At 45.4% G+C, this 25,324-nt stretch carries 23 protein-coding genes; 20 read left to right on the forward strand and 3 right to left on the reverse strand.

What is annotated here, in order from left to right:
• The first annotated feature begins 143 nt into the window (after nt 1–143).
• The 3 genes from SALPA_RS14285 (at nt 144) to pstA (ending at nt 2,980) form a co-directional block, all read left to right on the forward strand.
• On the forward strand, nt 144–1,007 hold the full coding sequence (locus SALPA_RS14285; RefSeq protein ID WP_145095268.1) for a phosphate ABC transporter substrate-binding protein: 864 nt from the start codon (nt 144–146) through the stop codon (nt 1,005–1,007).
• A gap of 216 nt (nt 1,008–1,223) precedes the next feature.
• Nucleotides 1,224–2,117, forward strand: a complete 894-nt coding sequence (gene pstC, locus SALPA_RS14290; protein ID WP_145095271.1) for a phosphate ABC transporter permease subunit PstC — start codon at nt 1,224–1,226, stop codon at nt 2,115–2,117.
• Entirely contained in the window at nt 2,117–2,980 is an 864-nt protein-coding gene (gene pstA / locus SALPA_RS14295; protein WP_145095274.1) for a phosphate ABC transporter permease PstA, read from the forward strand. Before pstC ends, pstA begins: the two co-directional genes overlap by 1 nt.
• 17 nt (nt 2,981–2,997) lie before the next feature.
• Here the strand turns inward: pstA and SALPA_RS14300 are convergent, their stop codons facing one another.
• Both SALPA_RS14300 and SALPA_RS14305 read right to left on the reverse strand, forming a co-directional pair.
• Nucleotides 2,998–4,596 (reverse strand): CYTH and CHAD domain-containing protein, encoded by a 1,599-nt coding sequence (locus tag SALPA_RS14300; protein WP_145095277.1) that lies wholly within the window; start codon nt 4,594–4,596, stop codon nt 2,998–3,000.
• 167 nt (nt 4,597–4,763) lie between these two features.
• On the reverse strand, nt 4,764–5,927 hold the full coding sequence (locus SALPA_RS14305) for a glycosyltransferase (RefSeq protein ID WP_145095280.1): 1,164 nt from the start codon (nt 5,925–5,927) through the stop codon (nt 4,764–4,766).
• Between the two features lie 336 nt (nt 5,928–6,263).
• Here SALPA_RS14305 and SALPA_RS14310 point away from each other — a divergent pair, with 336 nt between their 5' ends.
• From SALPA_RS14310 to spoIIE, 7 genes are all read left to right on the forward strand, one after another.
• A complete protein-coding gene (locus SALPA_RS14310) occupies nt 6,264–7,229 on the forward strand; it encodes a SpoIID/LytB domain-containing protein (protein ID WP_145095283.1) in 966 nt (321 codons plus the stop codon).
• Nucleotides 7,230–7,540: 311 nt separating this feature from the next.
• Nucleotides 7,541–7,822, forward strand: a complete 282-nt coding sequence (gene yabP / locus SALPA_RS14315; RefSeq protein WP_145095286.1) for a sporulation protein YabP — start codon at nt 7,541–7,543, stop codon at nt 7,820–7,822.
• A 1-nt stretch (nt 7,823) separates the two neighbouring features.
• Complete coding sequence (locus SALPA_RS14320; protein WP_145095288.1) at nt 7,824–8,552, forward strand: lytic transglycosylase domain-containing protein; 729 nt, start codon at nt 7,824–7,826, stop codon at nt 8,550–8,552.
• Nucleotides 8,553–8,623: 71 nt separating this feature from the next.
• Nucleotides 8,624–9,112, forward strand: a complete 489-nt coding sequence (gene yabQ, locus SALPA_RS14325) for a spore cortex biosynthesis protein YabQ (RefSeq protein WP_145095292.1) — start codon at nt 8,624–8,626, stop codon at nt 9,110–9,112.
• Nucleotides 9,113–9,208: 96 nt separating this feature from the next.
• A complete protein-coding gene (locus tag SALPA_RS14330; RefSeq protein ID WP_255451207.1) occupies nt 9,209–9,496 on the forward strand; it encodes a septum formation initiator family protein in 288 nt (95 codons plus the stop codon).
• A 106-nt stretch (nt 9,497–9,602) separates the two neighbouring features.
• Nucleotides 9,603–10,043 carry a S1 RNA-binding domain-containing protein gene (locus tag SALPA_RS14335; protein ID WP_145095295.1) on the forward strand — a complete coding sequence of 147 codons (441 nt, stop codon included), beginning with the start codon at nt 9,603–9,605 and terminating at the stop codon, nt 10,041–10,043.
• 227 nt (nt 10,044–10,270) lie between these two features.
• Nucleotides 10,271–12,724: a stage II sporulation protein E gene (gene spoIIE / locus SALPA_RS14340; protein WP_145095298.1), complete on the forward strand. Its 2,454-nt coding sequence runs from the start codon at nt 10,271–10,273 to the stop codon at nt 12,722–12,724.
• A 305-nt stretch (nt 12,725–13,029) separates the two neighbouring features.
• Here spoIIE and SALPA_RS14345 read toward each other — a convergent pair whose 3' ends face one another.
• Nucleotides 13,030–13,650, reverse strand: coding sequence for a hypothetical protein (locus tag SALPA_RS14345; RefSeq protein WP_145095301.1), 621 nt, complete (start codon nt 13,648–13,650; stop codon nt 13,030–13,032).
• A 244-nt stretch (nt 13,651–13,894) separates the two neighbouring features.
• Between SALPA_RS14345 and SALPA_RS14350 the strand changes: the two genes are divergently transcribed.
• The 10 genes from SALPA_RS14350 to dusB all read left to right on the forward strand — a co-directional run bounded on the left by SALPA_RS14350 (nt 13,895) and on the right by dusB (nt 25,294).
• Nucleotides 13,895–14,803, forward strand: a complete 909-nt coding sequence (locus tag SALPA_RS14350) for an acyl-CoA dehydratase activase-related protein (protein ID WP_145095304.1) — start codon at nt 13,895–13,897, stop codon at nt 14,801–14,803.
• On the forward strand, nt 14,800–15,915 hold the full coding sequence (locus SALPA_RS14355) for an acyl-CoA dehydratase activase-related protein (protein WP_145095306.1): 1,116 nt from the start codon (nt 14,800–14,802) through the stop codon (nt 15,913–15,915). Before SALPA_RS14350 ends, SALPA_RS14355 begins: the two co-directional genes overlap by 4 nt.
• Before the next feature lie 119 nt (nt 15,916–16,034).
• Entirely contained in the window at nt 16,035–17,471 is a 1,437-nt protein-coding gene (tilS, locus tag SALPA_RS14360; RefSeq protein WP_255451208.1) for a tRNA lysidine(34) synthetase TilS, read from the forward strand.
• A 2-nt stretch (nt 17,472–17,473) separates the two neighbouring features.
• Nucleotides 17,474–18,025 carry a hypoxanthine phosphoribosyltransferase gene (gene hpt, locus SALPA_RS14365; RefSeq protein ID WP_370516707.1) on the forward strand — a complete coding sequence of 184 codons (552 nt, stop codon included), beginning with the start codon at nt 17,474–17,476 and terminating at the stop codon, nt 18,023–18,025.
• A gap of 110 nt (nt 18,026–18,135) precedes the next feature.
• Entirely contained in the window at nt 18,136–20,055 is a 1,920-nt protein-coding gene (gene ftsH, locus SALPA_RS14370; RefSeq protein WP_145095312.1) for an ATP-dependent zinc metalloprotease FtsH, read from the forward strand.
• A 76-nt stretch (nt 20,056–20,131) separates the two neighbouring features.
• Complete coding sequence (locus SALPA_RS14375) at nt 20,132–21,235, forward strand: YibE/F family protein (RefSeq protein WP_255451209.1); 1,104 nt, start codon at nt 20,132–20,134, stop codon at nt 21,233–21,235.
• Nucleotides 21,236–21,254: 19 nt separating this feature from the next.
• Complete coding sequence (locus SALPA_RS14380) at nt 21,255–22,319, forward strand: hypothetical protein (protein WP_145095315.1); 1,065 nt, start codon at nt 21,255–21,257, stop codon at nt 22,317–22,319.
• 49 nt (nt 22,320–22,368) lie between these two features.
• A complete protein-coding gene (locus tag SALPA_RS14385; RefSeq protein WP_145095317.1) occupies nt 22,369–23,361 on the forward strand; it encodes a biotin--[acetyl-CoA-carboxylase] ligase in 993 nt (330 codons plus the stop codon).
• A gap of 128 nt (nt 23,362–23,489) precedes the next feature.
• Nucleotides 23,490–24,254 carry a type III pantothenate kinase gene (locus SALPA_RS14390; protein WP_145095320.1) on the forward strand — a complete coding sequence of 255 codons (765 nt, stop codon included), beginning with the start codon at nt 23,490–23,492 and terminating at the stop codon, nt 24,252–24,254.
• A 71-nt stretch (nt 24,255–24,325) separates the two neighbouring features.
• On the forward strand, nt 24,326–25,294 hold the full coding sequence (gene dusB / locus SALPA_RS14395; protein WP_145095323.1) for a tRNA dihydrouridine synthase DusB: 969 nt from the start codon (nt 24,326–24,328) through the stop codon (nt 25,292–25,294).
• Nucleotides 25,295–25,324: the final 30 nt, after the last annotated feature.

The raw sequence follows: 25,324 nt of genomic DNA on the forward strand, positions 1-25,324 counted from the left end.
CACCATCATACCGTATTTGGTGTCTGGAAACCAACTTGTTTTTCTTTAACATTCTCTTAACATTTCCTTAACACAATAACATGTAAAGTGATTTACAATAAATACATCAAAAGTACAAACTTCGAGGAGGTCAATAAATAATCATGAAACTTTCGAAAAAAATGCTAACCGGTGCGTTGGCTATGGTGCTGGGAGTAAGCTTACTGGCTGGCTGCGGTGGTCAAAAAGAGGCTCCTAAAGAAGCAGGCACAGCGCAGGCAGAATTATCTGGTACGGTAACTGCTTCTGGTTCGACAGCTCTCTTACCGTTCTTAAAACCGGCTCAAGAAGAATTTCAGAAGAAAAATGCCAAAGTAACGGTTAATATTGCCGGCGGTGGTTCGTTTACCGGTCAAAACCAAGTGGGTGCCGGTTCGGTGAATATCGGTAACTCTGATGTGCCCTTGCAAGATAGTCTCAAAGATAAAGGGCTTGTAGAAACCAAGCTTGTCGGTATTCCGTTTGTATTCATTGTCAACTCCGATGTTTCTGTTGACAATCTGACACAACAACAATACGTTGATATCCTCACCGGCAAGGTGACTAACTGGAACGAGGTTGGCGGCAAGGATCAAAAAATTACCCTTATCCACCGGGCCAAATCTTCCGGCTCACGTGGGGCCATTGCTGAAATTGTGCTTAAAGGCGCAGCTTTCACCGATAATGCGGTTATTCAAGACTCCAATGGTGCTGTAAGGGCTGCTATTGCCAGTACTCCGGGCGCTATTGGTTATGTTGATGCCGCTTATGCCGACCAGTCCGTAAAAGCTCTGGCCTATAATGGCGTTAAGTATAGTATCAATGACGTGATCAGCGGCAAATATCCGGTATTTACCTATGGTCGCATGTTTACCAAAGGTGCGCCCACTGGTGCAGTAAAAGCCTTCATTGATTATGCAACAAGCAAAGAATTCCAGGAGGCTTATGCTGAGAAAAACGGGTTTGTGCCTATTACTAAAATGAAGTAGTTTGTTAAAAAAGACAACTGAATAGTTTGTAACCAAAAGCCTTGAACCTTGTGGTTCAAGGCTTTTGGCTCAAATCCATCTCTTTTGCCACAGACCTGCAAGCCGTGTATTCTGTATAACCTTAACACAATCTTAACATGGCATTAACAAAAATGGAGATGCTAGTGAAGTATAATTGAGAAAAGGACTATATTAGACAGGATGTGACTTTTGGTAATGGCAACAACTGCTGACAACCGGGAGCATCAGCGAAAGCTGCTATATGACAGGTATGTACGCTATCTATTTATTACCAGTGCTTTTCTTATGACGGTAATTATTTTATCAATCATTATTTTCGTAGGACAGCAAGGGCTGGCCACCTTTAAAGAAATCAGTCCAATGGAATTTTTCCTATCCTCAAAATGGGACCCGACAGAAAACCAATATGGTGCTTTGAGCTTTATTACGGGTTCGGTGTATGTAACCATACTGGCTGTATTGTTTGGTGCACCCTTGGGTCTGGCTGGAGCCATTTTTATGGCTAAGATTGCGCCAGAGTGGCTGCGGGAGATCATGCGTCCAGCCACAGATTTATATGTTGCTATTCCCTCGGTTGTATATGGCTATGTTGGGCTGACGGTGTTAGTTCCCTTTATTCGTGAGTTTTTCCATGTCAATACAGGATTTGGCTTATTTGCAGCTTCACTTATTCTAGCCATTATGATATTGCCGACAATTATCAGTATTTCCGAAGATGCCCTTAGGGCTGTGCCCAAGACCTTGGAAGAAGCTTCGCTGGCCTTGGGGGCTACTCGCTGGCAGACCATCGCTAAGGTGCTATTGCCTTCTGCATTGCCAGGAATTTTGACGGCTATTATTTTAGCTATGGCCAGAGCTATTGGGGAGACCATGGCAGTGCAAATGGTAATTGGCAATACGCCACAAATGGCAAAATCGCTGTTTACGCCAACATCGACTCTTCCTAGTGAAATTGTTGTTGAAATGGGTAATACACCCTTTGGATCGGCCTGGGGGAATTCGCTATTTTTAATGGCGCTGGTTCTGCTAATTATATCGTTGGCAATGATTTTGCTTATTAGGCAGATTGCGGCAAGGAGGATGGCATAATGTCGTCAGCACAAAGTCAGGATAAAATGGCAACCGCGCTTATGTGGTTGGCTGGTATGCTTATTTTACTCATATTGGTTGCTTTTCTAGGCTACATGCTGATCAAAGGCTTACCGGTTCTGACCTGGGATTTTATCACAGGTCAATCTAGTGACATCAATGCCGGTGGTGGTGTTGGGGCGCAGTTATTCAATTCTTTCTATATACTCGGACTATCGATGCTATTTTCCCTTCCTGCTGCGGTGGGTGCGGGCATATATCTGGCCGAATATGCCGGTAATAACCGGCTGACAAATATGATTCGCTTAAGTACGGAAAGCTTGGCAACAGTACCTTCGATTGTGCTGGCTTTGTTCGGCATGATTATCTTTGTTAATATGTTTGGCATGGGGTTTAGTATCATTGGTGGTTCGCTTACCTTGATGCTGCTTAATTTGCCGGTGCTGGTACGGGTAACTGAAGAATCAATTCGTACTGTACCTGCATATTATCGTGAAGCCAGCCTGGCACTGGGGGCAACCAAATGGCAGACTATCTGGCAGGTGGTACTGCCGAATGCTATGCCGGGAATTATTACCGGTATCACTCTGACGGCTGGCCGGGCGCTGGGAGAAACGGCTATTTTGATATTTACTGCCGGGACTACGGTATCACGCAGCATGCCTGATTTTAATGTTATGGCTGGCGGCGAAACACTGGCGGTGCATATGTGGTATGTTATGGCGGTTGGCCTTGTACCTGACCGGGTTGCAATTGCCGATGGTATAGGAGCATTGTTAATTATTACAATTTTGATTTTCAACCTGATGTTTACACTTCCCGGTAAATATATCCAACGGAAAATGGCTGGCAGCGGTCAGTAACAAAAAAAGTCCTGAGCTTATAGCTCAGGACTTCTTTTGTTACTGTCAGTATTCTCGAGTGTTTTTAGTTTTTTTGCTTTTGCTGCTGCTTTTTTTACTTTAGCCCAAGCTGTATCCCAGCTCTCCATGGCGGCGGTTGCTCTGGCTAATTGCCAACCGGTGATCAGGCCGGCATCATGGTGGGTGAGGCGGCTGGCGGAGGCTTTGACAAGCTCTTGCAACAGCTGTGGAGTAAAGGCAGTGTCCTGAATTTGGCCTAACAGATCTTGTAGTTGTTCCAACCGTTTGGCAAGTAAGCGGGTATTGTCAGGCAGGATAGGCGCCAGCGATTCCAGTGTATACCGTAGGCGCTTGCTGGCAATTCGCAGCTCGTGGGCGGCACTCAGGTCATTAATATCCAACTCATCGCCTTGCTTGAGAAAGCGGGCAAGCCAGTAGGTTAAGCGTTCCAGGACAAACTTTTTACAGGTTGGCTGCGGCTCAGTGGCAGCTTGGGCGGGGCAATTTTCGATAAACGACCATAAACCCAATAATACAGGTGTGCATTGACCAGTGGCAATTTCGGTATAGAGGTTGGCTCTTGCTGATTGGCATTTGTCAGCAATTAAGGCTGTCAAAGCAGGTTTGCTTGCTTGATGGGGAAGTATAGTTGTTACAGCACAAGTTATTTCGTTCCAGGTTAGACTAAATACATCAAGATCGCGAACCTGGGCCAGCTTATAACTCCAGGTAGTGAGTTTGGTTTGCCAAGCGGTATATTCCTCGTTTGGCAGCAGCGGCTTGACAAGCTGTACCAGGGCGCGTAGTCTACGAAAAGCTACGCGGAAATCGTGTACTTCTTCTATACCATCAGGATTGATTAAATAAGCTTGTTGCGCTCTGATTATTGCATGCAGGTTATAGATAATCATTTGGCCGAGTACTTGATGAGCTGGCCGGGATCCACTGGATTTTTTCAAGGGAGAAGGGAGCGCGTTATCTTGTCCAAGTCCATCAGCTATACCAGACAACATAGCTGCCCGGTATAGCTTGCTATCTTGCTCTGGTAATAGCGGAAACTCTTCAGCTAAAGCCGCTCCCAGCCAAATCAAGGCTTGCGGCTGTCCGGCCTTTAATTCCAGTTCAAGCTCCAGTAACTTCTGTTGTTTATCACCAGCTAAAATCTCACCATCATCTAACGCCAATTCAATCTTGCTGCCGTCTGGGGCAGTAAGATTCAGTATGTGGCGTTCAAACCGGGTACGGAAAATTGGTTCGAGTGGCATTTCTCCCACCGCCGCGGTTAGCCGGGCGCCGATATCGGTAAGCATAAAAGGCATGAGGGTGGGGAGCGGGGTGGCTACATCCATATTATATTCAGCGCGCTGGTGAAGTCCGCCGTCACTCGTACCATCAGCTTTAACTGTGGCTGTCCACTTGCTGTCTGCTAACCGTAAGCGGTAAGACAGGCGTGATTTCAGTAATCGCTGATCAGGAGTATCATAATAGGTGGTATCAAGCAGTTGTTTGTAGACTGGCTGAGTTGACAGTTCCTTTAACACAGAGGAATTGAGTAGGGTATTCAGGCAGGTTGGATCAGCTAGCCGCAATTTCAGTTCTGCTTCCGTGTTTGACATGGAAAAACACCTCCTTGAGCTGTTATGTACTTATTCGCCAAATAAAGCAAAAACGCCTTTTATAAGAAACCGGCTCTTTTGACATAGTGTCAAAAGAACCGGTTTTACGACTTGTTATGTGTGCCGCTGACAGAAAAGGCGGTTAAAAGAAGCGGCACGCTGATAAGTCAGCGTGATAGTGCAGTATCGGTTTGAAACAGCTCCTGCCAGAGGGTGGTGGCAATTGTTTGGGAAGCTGTTGGATGAGCAATTAAGGCAGCCATTTCACGCATATAGTCAAGCTGCGCCGGGTTTGTAAGGAGTGTTTGGACAGTGGTAGCGAGAGTCTGGCTGTTATGGGCCCACTGTGCCGCCCCTTTCCGGGTCAAATAAGCAGCATTTTCTTCTTCATGACCGGGGATGGCCTGATATAAGAGTTGGGGCAGTCTCATGGAAAGAGCTTCACTGATGGTAAGGGCTCCTGGTTTAGTAATTAGGAGATCGGCAACTGACATAAGTTCGGGAACATGCCGGGTATAGCCAAATACTTTGAGCGGGTGGGCACAAGAGTATGTCTTGGCTAAAAGCCTACGGCGCAGGTTTGCATTGCGTCCGGCTACCACCACTAGGTTAAAGGGTAATAACAAAGTATCAAGGGCTAGTACCGCTTGTTCAAGATCGCCTAATCCTAATCCTCCGCCCATGATGAGTAATATCGGCTGATTATTGGAAAAACCTAGCTGCTGGCGAAGAATAGCTAATTCGGCTTGCTCAGGAATATAGCTGAATTTGGGATTAACAGGTATGCCAGTGGCGTGAATGCGCGGTAGGCTAATGCCTTGGGTTGCTAATTTTTCTTTGAGTTCCGGGGTAGCGACAAAATACATATCTGTTTCGTTATAACGCCAGAAACGGTGAATGGCAAAATCGGTAATAACACCAATAAGAGGCTGAGTAATTCTGTGGGTACGTTTAAGGTAGGCCGCAGCACCACAGGGAAAGGGATGGGTACAGATTATGGCATCCGGACGGTGGGTATTAATCAGCGTAAGCATACTACGCTTCATGGATATAGCCATAAGGCTTTGGACTTTACTTCCTGGCGGCATTTGTGAAAAGCGGTATAAGAGGTCATACATATCAGGGAAAATATCGATAAGTTTGAGGTAAACGTCTTTTACTAGCGTATTAAGATATGAGTTTTCACCTGCCATAAAATCAACCACTTGCACGGTGGTGGCTGGCGCGTGGTTTTCTATAGCTGCTTTGATGGCTAGGGCGGCTTGGGTATGTCCATCACCGACAGATGCTGAGACTAATAAGATTTTTACTGGTTTATTTATAGACGACAAAGTGATCACCTCGTCATTAACCTCAATATAATTGTTTTTTTGCCCGCAAAAGATGGTTAGTGCCACGTTAATGGGGCGTTAGCAATATTTTCCGGGGGGAGTACTGTTTTTTATCTGGATAAAAAAACGCGCGCGTTCATTGCGAAATGGGCTTGCAATATCGGCGCGACGCGTTGCGTCTTACTTTATTACTATTATCCATGTATCATTGTACGCTTTATAGTTATCAAGGTCAAGCTCCATAACCGCAAAAGGTTCTGAAATGCATGTAACTGACATCCAATTGCCATAATAATAAAAGTATGCAAAAGAAAATGTTTAGTGAGGTGGCTTAGGATGAATAGGAAGAGTATTGGTTATTTAGTGTTACTGGTATTTTTGTGCATGGCGCTCCTTGGTTGTAATAATCAACCACAGAAAAAGCCAGAAATGCCTCAGGCCCCATTGGATCAGAAGCAGGCAGTCCGGCAAAATGAACCAGAGATTACTGTGTTTATGCATGAAACAGGCGAAAAGAAAACCATGAAGATGGAAGAATATCTTGCCGGAGTAGTGGCCGGAGAGATGAAAACCGAGTGGCCGGTAGAAGCCCTGGCGGCGCAAGCCATTATTGCCCGTACTTTTACGGTGGAGGCCATAGAAACCAAAGGCGGTGTTCCTGAGCGTGGCACCCAGGCTTCCACAGATATTAAGGAATTCCAAGCGTATAATGCCAAGGCTGTCAATGACAATGTCAAAAAGGCTGTGGAAATGACGCGCGGCATGATTATAACTTACCAGGGTAAACCCATAAAAGGTTGGTTCCACGCATCAGCAGGCGGCATTACCGCAACAGCAAAAGAAGGGCTTAACTACCGGGATGCCGAGCCGGCATATATCCAGTCAGTGCAGTCGCCGGACGACCTGGCGCCTGAAGACGTAAAAAATTGGACAGTTGCTTTTTCTAAAGAAGATGTCATAAGTGCAATGGCTAAAATGGGGAAAAAAGTAAATGATATCAGCAGCGTAGAAATTACTCAAAAGGGTCCGTCAGGGCGGGCGACAGTACTTATGATTAATAAAGAAGTTGAGGTATCCGGACCGGAGCTTAGAGTGGCATTAGACAGCACAAAACTAAAGTCAATGCTGCTAGATAAGGTTATGGTAAGCGAGGAAAGTGTAACCTTTGTAGGTAAGGGCTATGGCCATGGTGTCGGCATGTCTCAATGGGGAGCAAACCGGATGGCCAAAGATGGTAAGAAGCCGGAAGAAATTGTTACCTATTACTTCAAAGGGGTACAAGTAGAAAAACGTTGGAATTAACAGTCGGGCGGCAGGCACTGTTAGCATAGGTATGCTGGTATAAGTTAAACAGGCTGTAGTAAAAAGCCATAACCAAGCGTAGCGGCGGCATAAAATGCCGCCGTTTTGCAGGCAAAATTGGCTTCGTGCCTGCAAGCATTATGGTGATCCGAAACTCCAGACAAGCACCCAGGAAACAATAGCAGGTGAAAAATACGATACCACTTTTGCAGTTTCGAAAAAGATGCTAGGGCAATCGTTGTACTATTACTCTGCTTTGCGGCATATACATAACTTGATTTGAAATAGCATTGGCTAGGAGGGAGAAGTTTATGCCGATAGATAACAAGACTCCTAAATGGCGGCATCAGTTAACGCTGGTTGACAGGGAGGAACTCAATGTGGATGGGGTTGTTAGCCTGGGCAGCTATGATGAAAAAGAAATTGTCATGGAAACCGAGAAGGGTGTATTGATCATTAAAGGCGAAAGCCTTAATATTAAGCAGCTCAATCTGGAGCAAGGTAACATTATTATAGAAGGAGCAATCAAGGGCATGTACTACGAAGAAGAGTCACGTCAGAAAAAAGGTCTGCTGGAACGGTTTTTGAAGTAAAGTGCGCAGCCGGGCATTGTCGCTGTGGCTGTTCTTGCTGTCTGTATTTGTAGTTCAGGTTGTGGCATTTAGTCTGGCAAGCATTCTGGTCGACTATAGCCGTGGCGCTCTATATGTAAGATTTACAGCAGAAGCAGCGAGCCCACAAGAAGTGAAAGACCTGCCTTATGCGGCGATCATTAACCAGGCTGGCACAAAGTATGGGGTTAGTCCAGGGCTTATTGCTGCTGTAATTAAGGCCGAGAGTTCGTTCGACCCCCGGGCACTGTCTAAGGCTGGGGCTTATGGACTTATGCAGGTTATGCCAGGTACCTGGCGGTTGGTCAATCGCCAGGCGTTAGTTTGCAGCGGCCGCCATGAAGGGGAATGTGGCAGTAATTGTTTTTATAATCCCGAACTTAATATTGCGATTGGTGCTTGCTATTTAAGTCAACTGGCTAAACGCTATGAGAGCCACACAGAATGGGCAGTAGCAGCCTATAATGCCGGGCCGGGAGCTGTTGATAGGTATGGCGGAATTCCGCCCTATGCTGAGACAACTGAATATGTGGCAAGAGTAGTTGACTATTGGTATCAGCTAAGCGGACGATTACCGCCAACGGGGTTAACAGCTGAAAACTGGATAAAGGTCGCGCAGGTGCTGGGTTGGAGCAGCGTGATGACTGCCTTTGCGCTATTGTTATTGGGCAGAAATTTATTTCGGCGGTACCGGGGGTTCCACTGGCGATAAAGTTCAATACCTCTTGTCCTGTTGTCATGGTGAAAAGATAATACTCAGTACACCAGTCAGGGGGTGAGAAGATGGAGTTTTCGACGCAGGTTAAGACGTTTTGGGTTATCATGGCTACTGGCATAATTCTCGGCGTACTTTTTGATACCTATAGGATATTGCGATGGCGGTTCCGGCCGCCCTTGTTAATAACCTCAGTTACAGATTTAATTTATTGCCTGCTTGCAGCGGCAATTGCATTTGCAGCACTACTTATTAGCAACTGGGGGGAACTCCGATTATATGTGGTAATTGCGTTATTTGCCGGACTATTTTTTTATTACCGTCTAGCCAGCCGCCATGTTATGAAGCTTGTTATAAGCTTGTTTAAACTCACGGCCAAAGTTTTACATATGGCTAAAAGAATAGTTGCTTTTATTTTTATCAGGCCGTTGGTTGTTATTCTGCGACTGTTTTTTTCCCCCGTTAAAATTATGGGAAGGAAGTATAAAGACTGGTACAAAAGATGGCGGTCGCCACCGCCGCCACCGCCGCCACCCGAGGAAATACTGCCACCATGACTAGTGATCAGAATTATTTATATAAATTTCCAGCACTAAGAGGATTTGTTATATAAAGAGCGAATATAATAATAATCAAGGAATATGGTGATGTGTATGAACAAAAAATGCAGGACATCAAGACAATTTAGCTGGTTTCGATTATGTATTGCGGTTATGGTCGGATACTTTTGCTATGTCTTTATTGGTCAACAAACTGAGCTTTCTAAAATTCGTCAAGAATCTCAGCTAGTGAATGCCCGCATGACTAATGCGGTTGAGATCAATAATACTCTGACTGCAGAAAAAGAGAAGCTAAGTACAGCTGCCTATATTGAAAAGGTGGCCCGCGAACAGTTAGGTTTGGTAAAGCCGGGAGAAGTGCCCTATATTCCTTCCCGGTAAACGTCATTCTTGACACATTTTCATTGGCAAGAGTATAATATGGATTGCGGGTTCCAAAAATAAATAAAAAAAGTACGAGAGATTTTAAGGAGGAAATTTGATTAGTATGTCCATTGAAGTTGGCAGTGTTGTTGAGGGAGTTGTGACCGGCATAACTAACTTTGGCGCTTTTGTCGAGTTGCCGGGTGGAAAGGTAGGTTTAATTCACATCTCCGAGGTTGCTGACGTATACGTCCGCGATGTTAAGGATTTTTTAAAAGAGCAGGACAAGGTTAAAGTTAAGGTCTTATCAGTAGATGATCGCGGTAAAATCGGCCTTTCTATTAAGCAACTGCAACCTCCTGCGCCAAGAAAACCGCATACCAACGATTTCCGTCGTTCTAATAGAGTTAATAGTTTGACATTTGAGGATAAGCTGAGTAAGTTTTTAAAAGACAGTGACGAGCGTCAGTCTGATTTGAAGCGCAGTACTGATTCTAAACGTGGCGGCAGTGGCGGTCGCGGCGGTGCTGGCGGTGGCGCCGGTGCTGGTGGAGTTGCGTATTAGGGCGTAGTCGTAGTGAGTTGTCTTTATCGACAAAAAATGGAATAATTAATGATAATATAAGCAGGAACCACCTGGCGATGAGTAGCCAGGTGGTTTTTTGGCATTTGTATTGAATTTATGTCAGATTATTTTATTATATCGGTGGCGTAAATAGACAAACCTCTTGATGGTAATTTATGTAAAATCTTAATTGGGCGTAAAACACTTTTTTACAGGGGTGAAGAACCATGCCAAAAGTATCTGTTATTACTCTGCCTGAAGAAATTCTTCAGGCACCACCGATGAGGCCGTCAGCGGAATTGAGGCAAGAGGAGAAGCCGGTTTTTCAGGAATTTTTTGATTGGGTGAGGACCAGAGGAAAGGATCTGGTTTATCAGAACAATTTGCCGCTGCATATCCTGGCACTCCTGCTTGGGCGGGTATCGTTACTGGGTGAGATGGCTCCATTCGGGCTAGCGCTCTTTGCTGCTGTTGCCAGTTTGGCCAGAGAGCGGGCAGCGGCTGTTGGGATTTGGGCTTTGGTCGGTGTGTTGAGTGCAGGTTTTTACCAGGAGGCGATCATATATCTGCTATCAATACTTTTATATTGGCGTTTATCAGACAAGCTGACGCGGTATGAGAAAAAAATACAGGCTGTGCCGTTGTTTTTGTTTGGGTGCATGTTTTTAAGCGGTGCAGCACTTATGCCGTGGCGGGATTTAAGTTTATACGGTATGTTGCTGGTGGTTTTGGATGCAACATTATGTATGATAGTGGCTTTTATTTTTCGTTATGGTGTGCCGTTATTTCTTACCAATACAAAGGAACAGCAGATCGAGTCTGAAAATCTGCTTGGTGGCACAATTATGCTGGCCATAGCGGTTGCTGGGTTGGGCAGTTTAACGATATATGACTATAGTTTACGCAATATTGCAGGCTCACTTATTGCTATGACGCTGGCCTTTAGCGGTGGTTCGGGTGTGGGTGCTGCAGTGGGGGTGATTACCGGACTGGTTATTGGGTTAAGTGATGGTGATGCGGCCACGGCCATTGCTATGTATGCTGTGGCAGGAATGATTGGCGGGGTATTCCGGGAACTGGGAAAACCGGCAGTGCTGCTTGGGTTTATGCTTGGGAGTGCCATCGCTGTGCTATATTTGGGACAACCAAGTCAGTTGTTGTTGGTTCTGATCGAGGTAACAGTTGCCGGAGCAGTCTTTATGTTGGTACCTGCTGCGAAACTGAGCCAGTGGCGGGAAAAATGTCTTGATGAGGTAGATGAGGGTAAGGTTGCCCAGCAAATGATTTATGCAGCTGTAGGAAAACTGAATAATATTTCCTGTATTTTTGGTGATTTAGCCAAAACCTGCAGTGCTGACAGTGACGAGGAAGCGGCTGCTTATAATGAAAAAATTAAAGAGGGACAATTAGCGCACCTGCTTACAGCTGTTGGAGAACGGATTTGCGGCCCCTGTGTACGGAGAAGTGAGTGCTGGGACCAGAATTTTTATCTAACATATCAAGCTATGCTGGATATGCTAGCCTTAGCTGAAGCTGGGAAACTTAGAAATGGGACAATACCTGATATCATCAAAAGCTCGTGTGTTAACCGGCAAGTGCTATTTGAACTTATTAATCAGGCCGCAGAAACCAACCAGACCCATTGGTATTGGCACAAAAAAATAGCAGAGTGCCGTCAGACGGCTGTAGAGCAACTGCAAGCAACAGGAGTAATTATTGGCAATCTGGTACAAGAACTGAAAAGGGGGCCACAGACAGACAGGGAGGTTGCTGAGATGCTGGCAGACCAGGCTGCTGAGCTAGGGTGTCCGCTTAGCGCAGTACAGGTAATTAGTGAACAAGGCAAGGTTATGGTAGCAGCACAAAAAACGGCCTGTGATGGGACACGGGAATGTATCAATACGATATTGCCGGTAACGTCCAATTTGTTACAGGAGAAAATGATATTACATGCCGACTGTGGCAATAAAATTCGGCATAAAAATTGTAAACTAACTATGGAACTGGATGAACGGTATCATGTGGAAACTGGTATGGCGACAGCCGCCAAAGCTGAAAGCCAGGTTTCTGGCGATACCTGTGTGGTTCAGTCAGTCAGTCGGGGTCGAACAGCACTTATTTTGAGTGATGGAATGGGTAGTGGTGAAGCCGCCGCTAACAGTAGTGGTCAGGCTGTTAGCTTTTTGCAGCGATTATTGGCAGCAGGCTTTGATGTAGATACGGCTGTAAAGATGGTTAATTCGATGTTGCTGATAAAAATGCCAGGTGATACCTTTGCTACTGTTGATATGGCAGTAGTCGACACATTTACCGGCAAAACTGAGTTCTTGAAGGTCGGTTCGGCTCCCAGTTATATTAAACGAGTCCGGGAGGTGACGACAATTAACCCGGTATCGCCACCTATAGGGATATTAGAGCATGTCGAAATTGAGCCTGTTAGACGCGTATTGGCTCCAGGTGATATTGTGATTATGGTGAGTGATGGTGTTACAGATGCTGTCCATGGTACTGATAACGACTGCTGGGTAGCTAATTTCCTGCGTCGCACAGGCAGTGAACGTCCGCAAGATATTGCTGATAGGCTGTTACGGCAGGCCATTCACTTATCTGGCGGTATAGCAAAGGATGATATGGCTGTGCTGGTAGCCAGGGTAACAGACAGGCCAGGAATTGTTCAATAACTATGGAAAAGAAGGGGCTGTCGCAAAATACTTTTTAAGTTATCCACAGCCCTTAAAATTAATGATAATACTGAAAAAGTGGTATAAATTTAGCTTTTAAATCGCTATTTATACCACTTTTCCTATTATTTATAGTTTCATTTTATATAATTAAGCCATTATTTATGGAAGATTTTGTCTTAGTGCGACAGCCTCTTCTTTATCTTGGATACGAGTCAAGACTCCCGCCTCTATAGGCGGCGTTAATTCAGGTGGAGTAGACTCTCCAACTGAATCTCCAATGTTTCAGCTATGCTGAAACGAGTTCACTGCAAATTAGCAGTGAACGGGTCTGGCTTCTCAAAGCCTGCAAGCGGAATGCGTTTATAAGGTAACTTTACTAACATTTGCTCTGTAAGATCTTTAAAAATTATATCTATATTTGTGTCAATGCTTTCTGACTCTCTATCGTATTTAACTACTTTAATCATGTCAAATCTGTCTAATAGGGAAGAGTAAGCGTAACATTTCAACACAATATCAGATTCAATATATGTTTCATCAAACCAAAAGGTATGCATTCTGTCCTGCCGGACTTGCGACAATTCAACAACAACGACAAGGTCGGCAGATAAATTAGCCGCAAGTTTGGCCAAGACTTTTTCATCAGTTAGGCGGGAAGTTTTATGTTCAGCCAAATAGGTTTTGGCAGCTTTTTGCACTGTATCAGCAGGGAGCAATGAATAATAGGGGTACTTGAAAGGTTTTATTATGGTGCTTTGTATTACATGAATATCATCCAGATAACGAAAGTTGGCTGTGTTAATTGGCGGTAAAACGGCCACATTGATAGGTTTTATCGCAAAGGTGGGAAACGGAACAGCACAAAGGACTAGCAATAAGAGCAATAGCTTAACAAAAAATATCTCAGTTTGCCGAATAGACATAGGTAAATTCAGTCCTTTCGTAGGTATTTGGGCTAGTTGCTTATTATATTATACAGTATTATGCAAGCTACTGATGCATAATTCTGAAACATTGTGCCATACTAGGAATTGCAGATGGGTCTAAGTGGCAACTACTATGCAGCAGAAACAAAGTAATTGCAGTTTTGATTGACGTCAAGGAGTTGATTAACTTGAAAATATATCTGATTATACTGCCGGCAGCCTTATGTACAGGTCTGAGAATATGAGCCTGCGTGTGGGAGTGCCGCAAGGGTTATTACATTTCCAGTATGGAACTGTATGGGAACGGTTTTTGTCTGAATTAGGAGCTGAAGTGGTACTATCTGGTGAAACCTCGCGGCATACACTTGATTGTGGGAGTGTTCTTGATGAGATGTGTCTGCCGGCAAAGGTTTTTTTCGGCCATGCCTATCAGTTGCGTGATAAGGTAGACTATTTGTTTTTGCCGCGAATTGTTAGCATTCGGCAGGGGCAGTACACTTGTCCGAAGATTATTGGCATGCCTGATGTGCTGAGAAATAATGTGGGTCAGCTGCCGCCCATTATTGATACAAATATCGATATGCGGAAAAAAAGCAGGCCGTTGTACCAAGCTATTGTTACAATCGGACAGTTGTTTGGCTGCGGTGTAGTCGCAAGTCTGTATGCCTGGTTTAGGGCGTGGCAGTACCGGGCACGAACACAGCCTGTGGGATGGGCTTATGATGGGCGTCCACGGCTTGCTCTTATTGGTCACCCCTATATCATCTATGATCGCCAGGTTAGTCTTGATACTTTGAAAAAACTCAGCAGACTAGGGATGCAGGTTGTTACTCCGGAAATGGTGGAACCCGAAGAAATTAACCGTGCTGCGGCAAAACTGGAGAAAAAAATTTTTTGGTCTAATAGTCATACGCTTGCTGGTGCGGCTATGGCACTCATGTCAGGGAGCCGCTCCTTAAGCGGCATTATTTTCATGACCTGCTTTGCATGTGGACCAGATGCGTTGGTAGGGGAACTTATTCGGCAACAAGCCAGCCAGCTAAATATTCCCTGCCTGCAGCTGTCACTTGATGAGCATACGGCAGAGGCCGGTTTAATTACACGGCTGGAGGCCTTTAGCGACATGGTTAAGCGGAGGCAAAATACATGATTGTAACTTTTCCCCATATGGGAACGCTGAGTATTGTCTTAAAAGCATTATTTACTCAGCTGGGATGTCAGGTTTTGGTGCCGCCGCCCATTACGAAACACACGATGGAGCTTGGGACAAGGGTATCGCCTGAAACGGTATGTCTGCCATTTAAGCTGACCTTAGGCAACTTTATTGAGGCCCTGGAGCAAGGAGCCGATACGTTGGTAACTTGTGGCGGCGACGGCCCTTGCCGTCTTGGCTATTATGGGGTTATTCAAAAAAGAATTTTGGAACAGTTAGGCTATCAGTTCAGGATGATTACAGTGGAGCCTAACTTGATAGAATCTTACCGGCAGCTAAAGTTTGTTGCTCCCCATACAAGCTGGCACCAACTATATAAGGCATTTCAACTGGCGGGTGCTAAGATGAATCTTTTGGATGATATTAGTTGCGAGGCTAATCGTCTCAGGGCTGGTGAGTCTGTACGCGGTTCCGTAAATCTACTATGGGAACAGGCTGTCAGGGAGATTGATCTAGCAGAAAGCTGCCTGGCGCTCAAGGGCTTGCGGGAAGATTTGTTGCAAAAATTACAGGCGGTAAGGGTAGTGCAACCGTTAAATCCCCTGCGGGTTGCTATTGTGGGGGAGATATATGTAATGCTTGAACCTTTTGTCAATCAGAATCTGGAGCGCCGCCTTGGTGACATGGGGGTTGAGGTCTCGAAGACATTGCTTTTAAGCGATTATGTTAAAGGACATTTGTTGCGCCGGCAAAGCTATTTGGAACTTTATAAAAAGCTGTCGACTATAGCGGCACCTTATCTTGGTCACTATGTTGGCGGGCACGGTCTGAAAAGTATTGCGTATACTATTTTAAAAAAGCAACAAGGTTTTGATGGAATTATTCAGGTCTATCCATTTACCTGTATGCCGGAAGTGGTAGCCAAGAATATTTTGCCCAAGGTTAGTCAAGACATAGACATGCCAGTACTTACGCTTGCCTATGATGAGCAGACTGGTGAGGCTGGTGTTATGACAAGACTGGAAGCTTTTATTGATTTATTAAAATATCGGCAGACTAAGCTGCGACAGACTATCAAAATCGACAGTGAACTATCGATTCTGCATTAACAAAGGTCAAGAGCACTGAATTACAGGGCGAATACGCCCTGTTCCTTTTTTGCTAGGTATAGGGATAATGGTTAATTAAGGCAGGAGATTTCGCTTTGCGGCGCGAATGAAAAACTAAAATGCCAACAAAGACTAACACAAGTAGGAAGCCGGGGATAGTAAAAATGCTTGATAAGGTAAAAACATGGATTAACAACTACCGGCTCGTTAAGCCAGGCGGTCGAATTTTGGCCGCCTGTTCGGGTGGGCCGGATTCGCTGGCCCTGGTTCACATTCTACATAGGCTGAAAGACGAGCATGGTTTTAGTTTGGCTGTGGCCCATGTAAATCACATGCTGCGCCCGGAAGCGCCCGAGGAAGCCGAATTTGTTGAGGCTTTTTCAACTAGCCTTGGATTAAAGTGTTTCGTTACGGCTATCGATGTATCAGCCTATAGTAAGGCTAATAAAATATCATCACAGGAGGAGGCCGCGCGGCTACTTAGATATCAGTGCTTGCGCAGTATTGCCGCCGCGTGGGGCGGTGCACAGATTGCTACAGGCCATCACCGCGATGACCAAGTGGAAACCGTACTGCTTAATTTCTTGCGCGGGGCAGGTAGTGGTGGGCTTAGGGGGATGAAACCTTTAAACGGTGATGTTATGCGCCCACTGCTTGCGGTCAGTCGTCCGGAGATTGAGGCTTATTGTGAGGAACAGGGGTTGCAGCCACGGCGTGACAGCTCAAATTTTACGACAGAGTATCGGAGGAATCGGATTAGATTAGAGCTATTGCCTGTTTTGGAGAAAAGTTACAATCCGGCCATTCGGGAGGCCATCTGGCGGTTGGCTTCGTTGGCAGGTGATGAACACGACTATATTCGCGGGGAAGCTGCCAAGCTATGGGGCAAAGTGGCGATAGCGGGCGACTGCGTAGCTATTGAAAGCCAGGGATTAGCCGCGTTACCCACAGCCTTGCAGCGAGAGTTAATCAGGCAGGCAATTGAGAAAAAACGTGGTGCCCTGACAGGAATAAGCTTTGAGCATGTGGAAAAATTACTTACTATGGCACTTTTCGGCACAGTAGGTTCTTTGTTGACCTTACCTGGCGGTTTTATTGCCAGAAAAACATATGCAGGTCTTGTGGTGGAGAATGGCGCTTTGTATCAATCTAAGCCTGTGCGTACAAAAAAGCTTGAACCAGTAACGGTTGTGATACCTGGTAGTACCACTATTGGTAGCAGTACAATAGTGGCAGAGCTGGTGACAGCATTGCCGCTAAAAAAAGGAAAAAATAGTGCAGTCTTTGATTTTGTAAAGTTGACCTTGCCGCTCATTGTGCGGTCAAGAGTGCCTGGGGATAGATTTCGTCCAGCAGGACTTAATGGCAGCAAAAAACTCAAAAATTTCTTTATTGATTATAAGGTTCCAGAAGCGGTGCGGGACTATGTTCCCATTGTTGCTGACCAACAAGAAATTATCTGGGTTGCCGGTTATCGCCAAAGTGAGCATGCCCGGATTACTGAAACTACGAAAAAAATCTTGCAGCTTACCATTACTAAACAGGAGGAATTTTGAATATGAGTAATAATATGATGGATGATCTGGAGAAGATATTATTTAGTGAGACAGATGTGGCTAGCCGGATTAAAGAATTGGGCGAAGCAATTACCCAAGATTATGCAGGCAAAGAAATATTGATGATTGGTGTTTTGCGGGGCGCGGTAATCTTTATGGCTGATTTGGCTCGGGCTATCAAGTTGCCGGTAGCCATTGACTTTATGGCTGTATCGAGCTATGGCTCTACTACTTCCTCAAGCGGCGTTGTTAGGATTTTAAAGGATCTTGATGAGGATGTGGAGAATAAGCATGTGCTTATCGTAGAAGACATTATTGACTCAGGGTTGACGTTAAACTATCTCATGGAAAATTTGTGGTCCCGTAAACCAGCCAGTATTAAGATCTGTACGCTCTTAAATAAGCCTGATCGCCGGAAGGTGGAGGTGCCGATTGCTTACAATGGTTTTACTATTCCTGACTACTTTGTTGTTGGCTATGGACTAGACTTTGCGGAAAAATATCGCAACTTCCCTTTTATCGGGGTACTAAAACCAGAAACGTACGAGGGATAAATGTTTTTCCTTAATTGTCAATTTTTATTTAGTATGCTATAATTATGCGATATGAATGGTAACAGGTCTCTAATGCCGTTTGTGTGGTCCAGCGAGAGGAGGGCTACTTGTTGAACAAGTTTTTTCGAAATGTCAGTTTTTACTTGTTGATTATCATTATAGCCATATCGATAATCGACTACTATTCATCACGGACGACACCCAAGCAGGAAGTTAGTTACACTCAATTCCTGAAACAAGTTGAAGAGCAAAAGGTTGAGCGGGTAACCATTGTCGACAATACTATTCGCGGCAAACTACAGGATGGTCAGGAGTTCTCTACCATTACTCCAAACGATCCGACGCTAATCAACCAGCTTAGGGAAAAAGGTGTTGATATTAAGGCGGAACAGCCGCCGCAGCCACCGTGGTGGACAACAATTTTTTCATCTATTTTGCCAATTCTCTTGTTAATTGGTGTGTGGTTTTTTATCATGCAGCAGACACAAGGTGGCGGTAACCGGGTTATGTCTTTTGGTAAATCCCGGGCTAAACTGCATGGTGAGGATAAGACTAAGGTCACATTTAGTGATGTGGCTGGAGCTGATGAAGCCAAGCAGGATCTGGAAGAGGTCGTTGAATTCTTAAAGCATCCCAAGAAATTCAATGATTTAGGGGCGCGTATCCCTAAAGGTGTACTCTTATTTGGGCCGCCAGGCACAGGTAAAACGTTACTAGCTCGTGCAGTAGCCGGTGAAGCGGGTGTACCCTTCTTTAGTATTAGTGGTTCCGACTTTGTGGAAATGTTTGTCGGTGTTGGTGCGTCCAGGGTGCGGGACTTGTTTGAACAAGCTAAGAAAAGTGCTCCCTGTATTGTGTTTATTGACGAAATTGATGCTGTTGGCCGCCAGCGGGGCGCAGGTCTGGGCGGTGGTCATGACGAGCGTGAACAGACTCTAAACCAGCTGCTTGTTGAAATGGATGGTTTTGGGGTTAATGAAGGCATTATTATTATTGCTGCCACCAACCGCCCTGATATTCTTGACCCGGCACTCTTGCGTCCTGGGCGGTTTGACCGCCAGATTGTGGTTGATCGTCCTGATGTCAAAGGTCGTCAGGAAATACTTAAGGTGCATACCAAAGGCAAGCCTGTCGGCGAGAATGTTGATCTGGATGTTTTGGCGCGGCGCACCCCTGGTTTTACTGGCGCTGACTTAAGCAACCTGGTTAACGAAGCAGCGTTATTAGCAGCTAGACGCAGTAAACGGCGTATTGAAATGCCGGAAATGGAAGAAGCCGTTGAGCGGGTCGTAGCAGGACCTGAACGCAAATCTAAGGTCATTAGTGATAAAGAAAAAAGGCTGACTGCTTATCATGAAGCTGGTCATGCTCTTGTTGGCATGATGCTTACCCATACTGATCCTGTGCATAAAGTATCTATTATTCCTCGCGGACGGGCAGGCGGTTATACACTGATGCTGCCGAAGGAAGACCGTTACTATGCTACCAAGACTGAGCTTTTAGAGCAACTTAATACACTCCTTGGTGGGCGCGTTGCTGAGGCTGTTGTATTGGGTGAAATCAGCACTGGCGCGCAAAATGATTTGGAACGTGCTACTGATTTGACACGTAAGATGATTACCGAGTACGGTATGAGTGAAGTTTTAGGTCCGATTACCTTTGGTCGCCGCCAGGAACAACAAGTTTTCCTGGGACGGGATATTTCCCGTGATCGCAATTATAGCGAAGAAGTAGCTTCTTCAATTGATAAGGAAGTTAGGCGGTTGATTGATGCGGCCTATGCTAAAACCGAAGAGATGCTTAGAGATAATATTGATAAGCTGCATCTAGTTGCCGAGGCTCTTTTAGAACGTGAAACCCTCGAAGGTGAGGAATTAGCGCAACTGCTTAACCAAGGAAAAATAACTAAAAAGCAAAATGATAGTGATGATAATTCGCCGCCTGCTGATATACCACCAGTTACGGCACAAACTGATCCAGATACCGAAACGGGACCCAAAATTGTCTATAGTTTTGGTTTGGCTGAATAACGCTATTGATGTCAAATAACAGCAGGGGGATATTCCCTGCTGTTATTGTTATTTAAAATTAGACTGGAGGGCTAATTTGAAAAAGCTGCTTTTATTAGTTCTTATTACTATGATTACTATGTTATTGCTCCCCAGCATTTTACAGGCTGCGCCAGCCGTTTCGCCTGTGGAGTATGAAAAGGGTGTTGTGATATTTGTTGGACCATTTGATCAGTCTATGCAGAAACAGTATCAGATGGGTAAGGGCGAACTGGTCACTATTCAGTTGACCAGTGGTCCAGAGACTGGCAAAGTTGTGGATACATTCAACTTTGTATCAGAACGTTCCCCGTATGAAATCAGAGTCAAAGCCGGCGATAAGGTTATTGTCGCAGTCACCCATGATTTTGGTAAAATTAATTATCATGTCAGCGATTTTGACCGTTTTGATTATGTATATCTATTGGTTGGGTTATTTGTATTGGTACTGGTGGTATTTGGCCGTTTCATCGGGGCCAAGTCGGTGTTGGTCATTGCATTTTCTATGCTGGTGATTTTTAAGTTTTTTATTGGCCAAGTGATGAATAACCAATACAGTCTGACACTGCTAACACTGGTAGTAGCGGCTATTATTGCTGTGGCTACACAGCTTGTGGTAAGCGGCTTTTCCAAAAAGACATTGGCTGCTGTATTGGGTACTATCGGTGGGGTGGCCGTAGCTGGCCTGTTATCAATGTTGTCCATTAAAGTTATGCATTTGACCGGCTTAGATTCGGAAGAGGCTATGTTGCTAAAAGCAGCGGTACTATCGCAGATTGATTTTCAAGGAGTGCTTTTTGCTGGCATGGTTTTTGGCGCCCTGGGGGCTGTTATGGATGTCACCATCTCTATTGCTTCGGCGGTGTATGAAGTGAAATATGTCCAACCGGCCATCAGTTTTAAAGAACTGGTCCAGGCGGGCATGAATGTCGGACGGGATATCATGGGTACCATGTCCAATACCCTAATTCTAGCCTATGCGGGCAGTTCTTTGCCGCTCATGCTGCTTATTGCTTCTCAACAGAATGCGCCTATGCTAAAAATACTAAACTTAAACATGATTGTAACCGAGTTTGCCCGGGCGCTAACTGGCAGTATCGGTCTTATTTGCGCGATACCACTAACCGCAATAATCACAGCGATGTTGTTGAATAGAAAGTAAAGAACAGGGGGGAGAAATTATGGATTGGATAAAACCATGCCGGGCTACGGGGCTTGGCAGTTTGCCGTATCAGGATGAATTGGCAGCAATCAAGCTAATTGCCGCGGCGATGCCGCATTGGCCGCACTGGCCACAGCTGCCGACCAAGATTCCGGAACAGGGCTTTCTTGTGCAATATGTACAGCCGCTCATTAAACTAGGAGTATTAACGGTTCAACCATTAAAAGACCCTGTATTTTGCCGCCAGGAAGCTGATTGGGATACGAAAGCAGCGAACTTTTATGAAAAATATTTGGAATTTATCGAGGAACAGCCTGCTGCCACACAGACGTTTGCGCTGACAGGGGAAGCCTTTGCTGGTATGGAGTATTTTTTGAGTAACTTCGCTAGTTATTTTCCGCAAGCAGAAGGTGTGAAGGGGCATGTTAGCGGACCTTTGACAGTGGGACTACAGATTAAAGATGAGCGGGGACGGGCTTGTTTTTATGATGAAACACTGCGAGATATCTTGATAAAGTGCTTGGCTGTTGAGGCCGTATTTGAGGCCAGACGTCTCAAAACCCTTGGGTTACCAGTAATGATTTTTATTGATGATCCGTCTTTATTCCTCATAGGGTCATCTAGCTATATTACGTTGACCAAGGAAGTGGCTTCGGCTGGCTTGGCCACTATTATAGAGGCTTTGCATGCCGAAGATGTCAAAGTAGGGGTGCATGCCTGTGCCGGTATTGATTGGTCCATTTTGTTTGAATTACCAGTTGATGTAATAAGTTTTGATGCCTATCATTACTTTACAGGTATGGCGTTACAGGCAGAGGGTTTGGCAGGATATTTGAGTCGGGGTGGGAAGCTGGCTTGGGGACTTGTACCAACTTCTGATGAAGCGTGGCAGGAAACACCGGAATCCATCCTGGCGCGGTTTGAACATCAATGCACAGAACTGGCTAATCGAGGCATTGACAGCATTGTTTTGCGCCAAAATATAATTTGGACGCCTAGCTGTGGAACAGGGGCGCTGCCGGTGCCGTTAGCGGAACATATCTATAATTTGATTAAAGAAATTGTTGTCAGGCTACAGGCATGAAAAAAGTTCATTGTTTAGGATAACAATAAACATTTTGGGGGATTAAACATTGCGGACAGCTATACTTGAATTACTCAAGCATAATGCAGGCCAATATATCTCTGGAGAGGAAATTTCGCGCAACCTAAACGTCTCACGAACGGCAGTGTGGAAGCATATTCGGGCATTGAAACAGTCTGGTTATGACATTGAAGCCCATTCACGGCTTGGTTATGCGCTGCGGCAAAACACCGACAGATTGTTACCTGCTGAGATTAGAGCACAGCTAACCAGCGCAGTGCTCGGGCAGGAAATTCACTATTTCAGTGAAGTGGATTCAACCAACAATGAAGCTAAAAAGCTAGCCGCAAACGGTTGCCCGGAAGGGACCATCGTTGTGGCTGAAACCCAGGCTGCTGGCCGCGGACGTCTTGCCAGGGGCTGGTTTTCACCTTTTGGCCAGGGGATTTGGCTGTCTGTCGTGCTGCGGCCACCGTTTGGTCCCATGGATGCTGCCAAATGTACGCTGATGGCAGCTATCGGTGTAAATCGCGCTATCGGTGTAAATCGCGCTATCAATGCGGTGACAGGTGTAGACTGCGGCATTAAGTGGCCTAATGATATCTTGTGGAATAATCGCAAGGTTGTGGGGATTCTTACTGAAATGAGCGCCGAAATCGATGTTATCAATTATGTGGTTATCGGTATGGGGATTAACGTCTCTATTGAGCATTTCCCGAGCGAGCTTGCGCCGATAGCGGCCTCACTGTCGGTTGCAACCGGCCGCTCAATTTCGCGGGTGAAGTTATTGACAGCCATCCTGGCTGAATTAGAAAATGTGTATAAACTTGTCAAGAAGTCCGGTTTTGCGCCAGTGCTTGCGGCTTGGCGCAAAGAATCAATTACGCTGGGACGTCAAGTGGATGTTCGGGGATTTGATCGCAGCTTCAGTGGTGTGGCCATAGATATTGATGCCGATGGTGCGCTGTTAGTAAAGACACCACAGGGTATTGAACGGGTATTAGCAGGTGATGTGTCTATCAGTCCTGTTGTATTCAGGTAGCGGTCAAGGAATTACTAGGAGGGGTATATTTACAACTCCCTTGCTTTTAGGTACAATTATAGCGATTAAGGAGCAAGGCTGTTTCACGTTAGTTGCAGCCAGGTAGTTCATACAGGGGGATTTTTTTAATGTTGTTAGTATTTGATGTTGGCAATACCAATATCGTTTTAGGAGTTTACGAGGATGATGAGCTTCGTTATCATTGGCGGGTTTCAACAGATAAGCAAAAGACCGGTGATGAATATGGTGTGCTGATTTACAATCTGTTTACTTATCGCGGCCTGAAGATGGAGGACGTGGAAGCTATCGTGATTTCTTCCGTTGTGCCACCACTTGTTGTGCCTTTAACTAGAATGTGTCAGCGATATTTTAATGTTGAACCGCTTGTCGTAGGGCCAGGGATTAAGACTGGTATTTGTATAAAATATGAAAATCCGCGTGAAGTGGGCGCAGACCGGATTGTTAATGCCATTGCAGCGTATGACAAATATGGCGGGCCGCTTATTATTGTTGATTTTGGTACTGCTACGACGTTTTGTGCTTTAGCTGAAAATGGTGACTATTTGGGCGGGGCCATTGCACCCGGTATTTGGATTTCCACCGAGGCTTTGTTCCAACAGGCGGCTAAATTGCCCCGTATCGAGCTTATTAAGCCTAAGACTGTTATTTGTCGTAACACGATAAGCAGTATGCAGTCAGGTATTATTTACGGGTTTGTGGGACAAGTAGATGAGATTGTTCGCCGGATGCGTGCCGAACTGTCTCAGGAGGCTATTGTTGTGGCTACAGGTGGTTTGGCTAATCTGATTGCCCAGGAGTCGCATACGATTGATAAAGTAGACACCTTTTTGACATTAGATGGTCTTAGGCTTATTCACGAACGTAATCGTTAGAATTTTTATAGGTGTAGTTCGCGAGGCGGTCAATTATGGCCGCTTTTCTTTTACTTGCCGAGGAGGGACCTATGCATATCGGTAAAATTTTACTGGCAAATCCGGTTATTCTGGCCCCGATGGCCGGGGTTACTGATTTGCCCTTTCGTTTGCTGGCTAAAGAGATGGGCTGTGGCTTAGTGTACTCTGAGATGGTAAGCGATAAAGGACTAATTTATGATAATGTCCATACAAAAAAAATGTTGGCAATCGAAGAGCAAGAGCGGCCAGTGGCTTTGCAGATTTTTGGTTCAGAGCCCGAAAGTATGGGGCGGGCGGCCAAAATTGTTGCTGCCGCCGGGGCCGATATTATTGACATTAACATGGGCTGTCCGACACTTAAAATTGTTAAAAATGGTGAGGGCTCAGCGTTGATGCGAAAACCTGAGCTTGCACACCAGATTATTGCTGCTGTAGTGACTGCGGCAGGCGATGTTCCAGTTACTGTAAAGTTTCGTAAGGGTTGGGACGAAAAATCAGTGAATGCTGTAGAGATTGCCAAGCTGGCAGAGCAAGCCGGAGCGGCAGCTGTCAGTGTTCATGGGCGTACCCGGGAACAATTTTATTCTGGCTCTGCAGATTGGAATATTATCAGGGAAGTAAAAGCGGCTGTTCACATTCCTGTCATTGGTAATGGCGATATCCGTACACCGCAAGATGCCAAGCGTATGTTGACTGAAACTGGCTGTGATGGCATAATGATAGGGCGGGGAGCCCAGGGGAATCCCTGGATATTCCGTCAAGTTGCCCAGTACCTTGCAACAGGCGAAATTCTGCCATCACCTGAACTAAATGAGCGGATCGACATGCTGCTTAGACATCTCGACCTGCTTGTTGAACACAAAGGGGAATACATCGGCATCCGCGAAATGCGCAGTCATGCCGCCTGGTACACCAAAGGCCTGCCCAAATCAGCCGAACTAAGGCTAAGATTTAACCAGGCAACCAGCAGAGAAGATTTTATTCGCATTATGGAAAATTACCGTGATGGTATAACTTAAAAAATATTATTGTGCAAAGACCGGAAAACG

It is taken from the genome of Sporomusa sp. KB1, from assembly GCF_007830295.1.
Lineage (GTDB): Bacteria > Bacillota > Negativicutes > Sporomusales > Sporomusaceae > Sporomusa.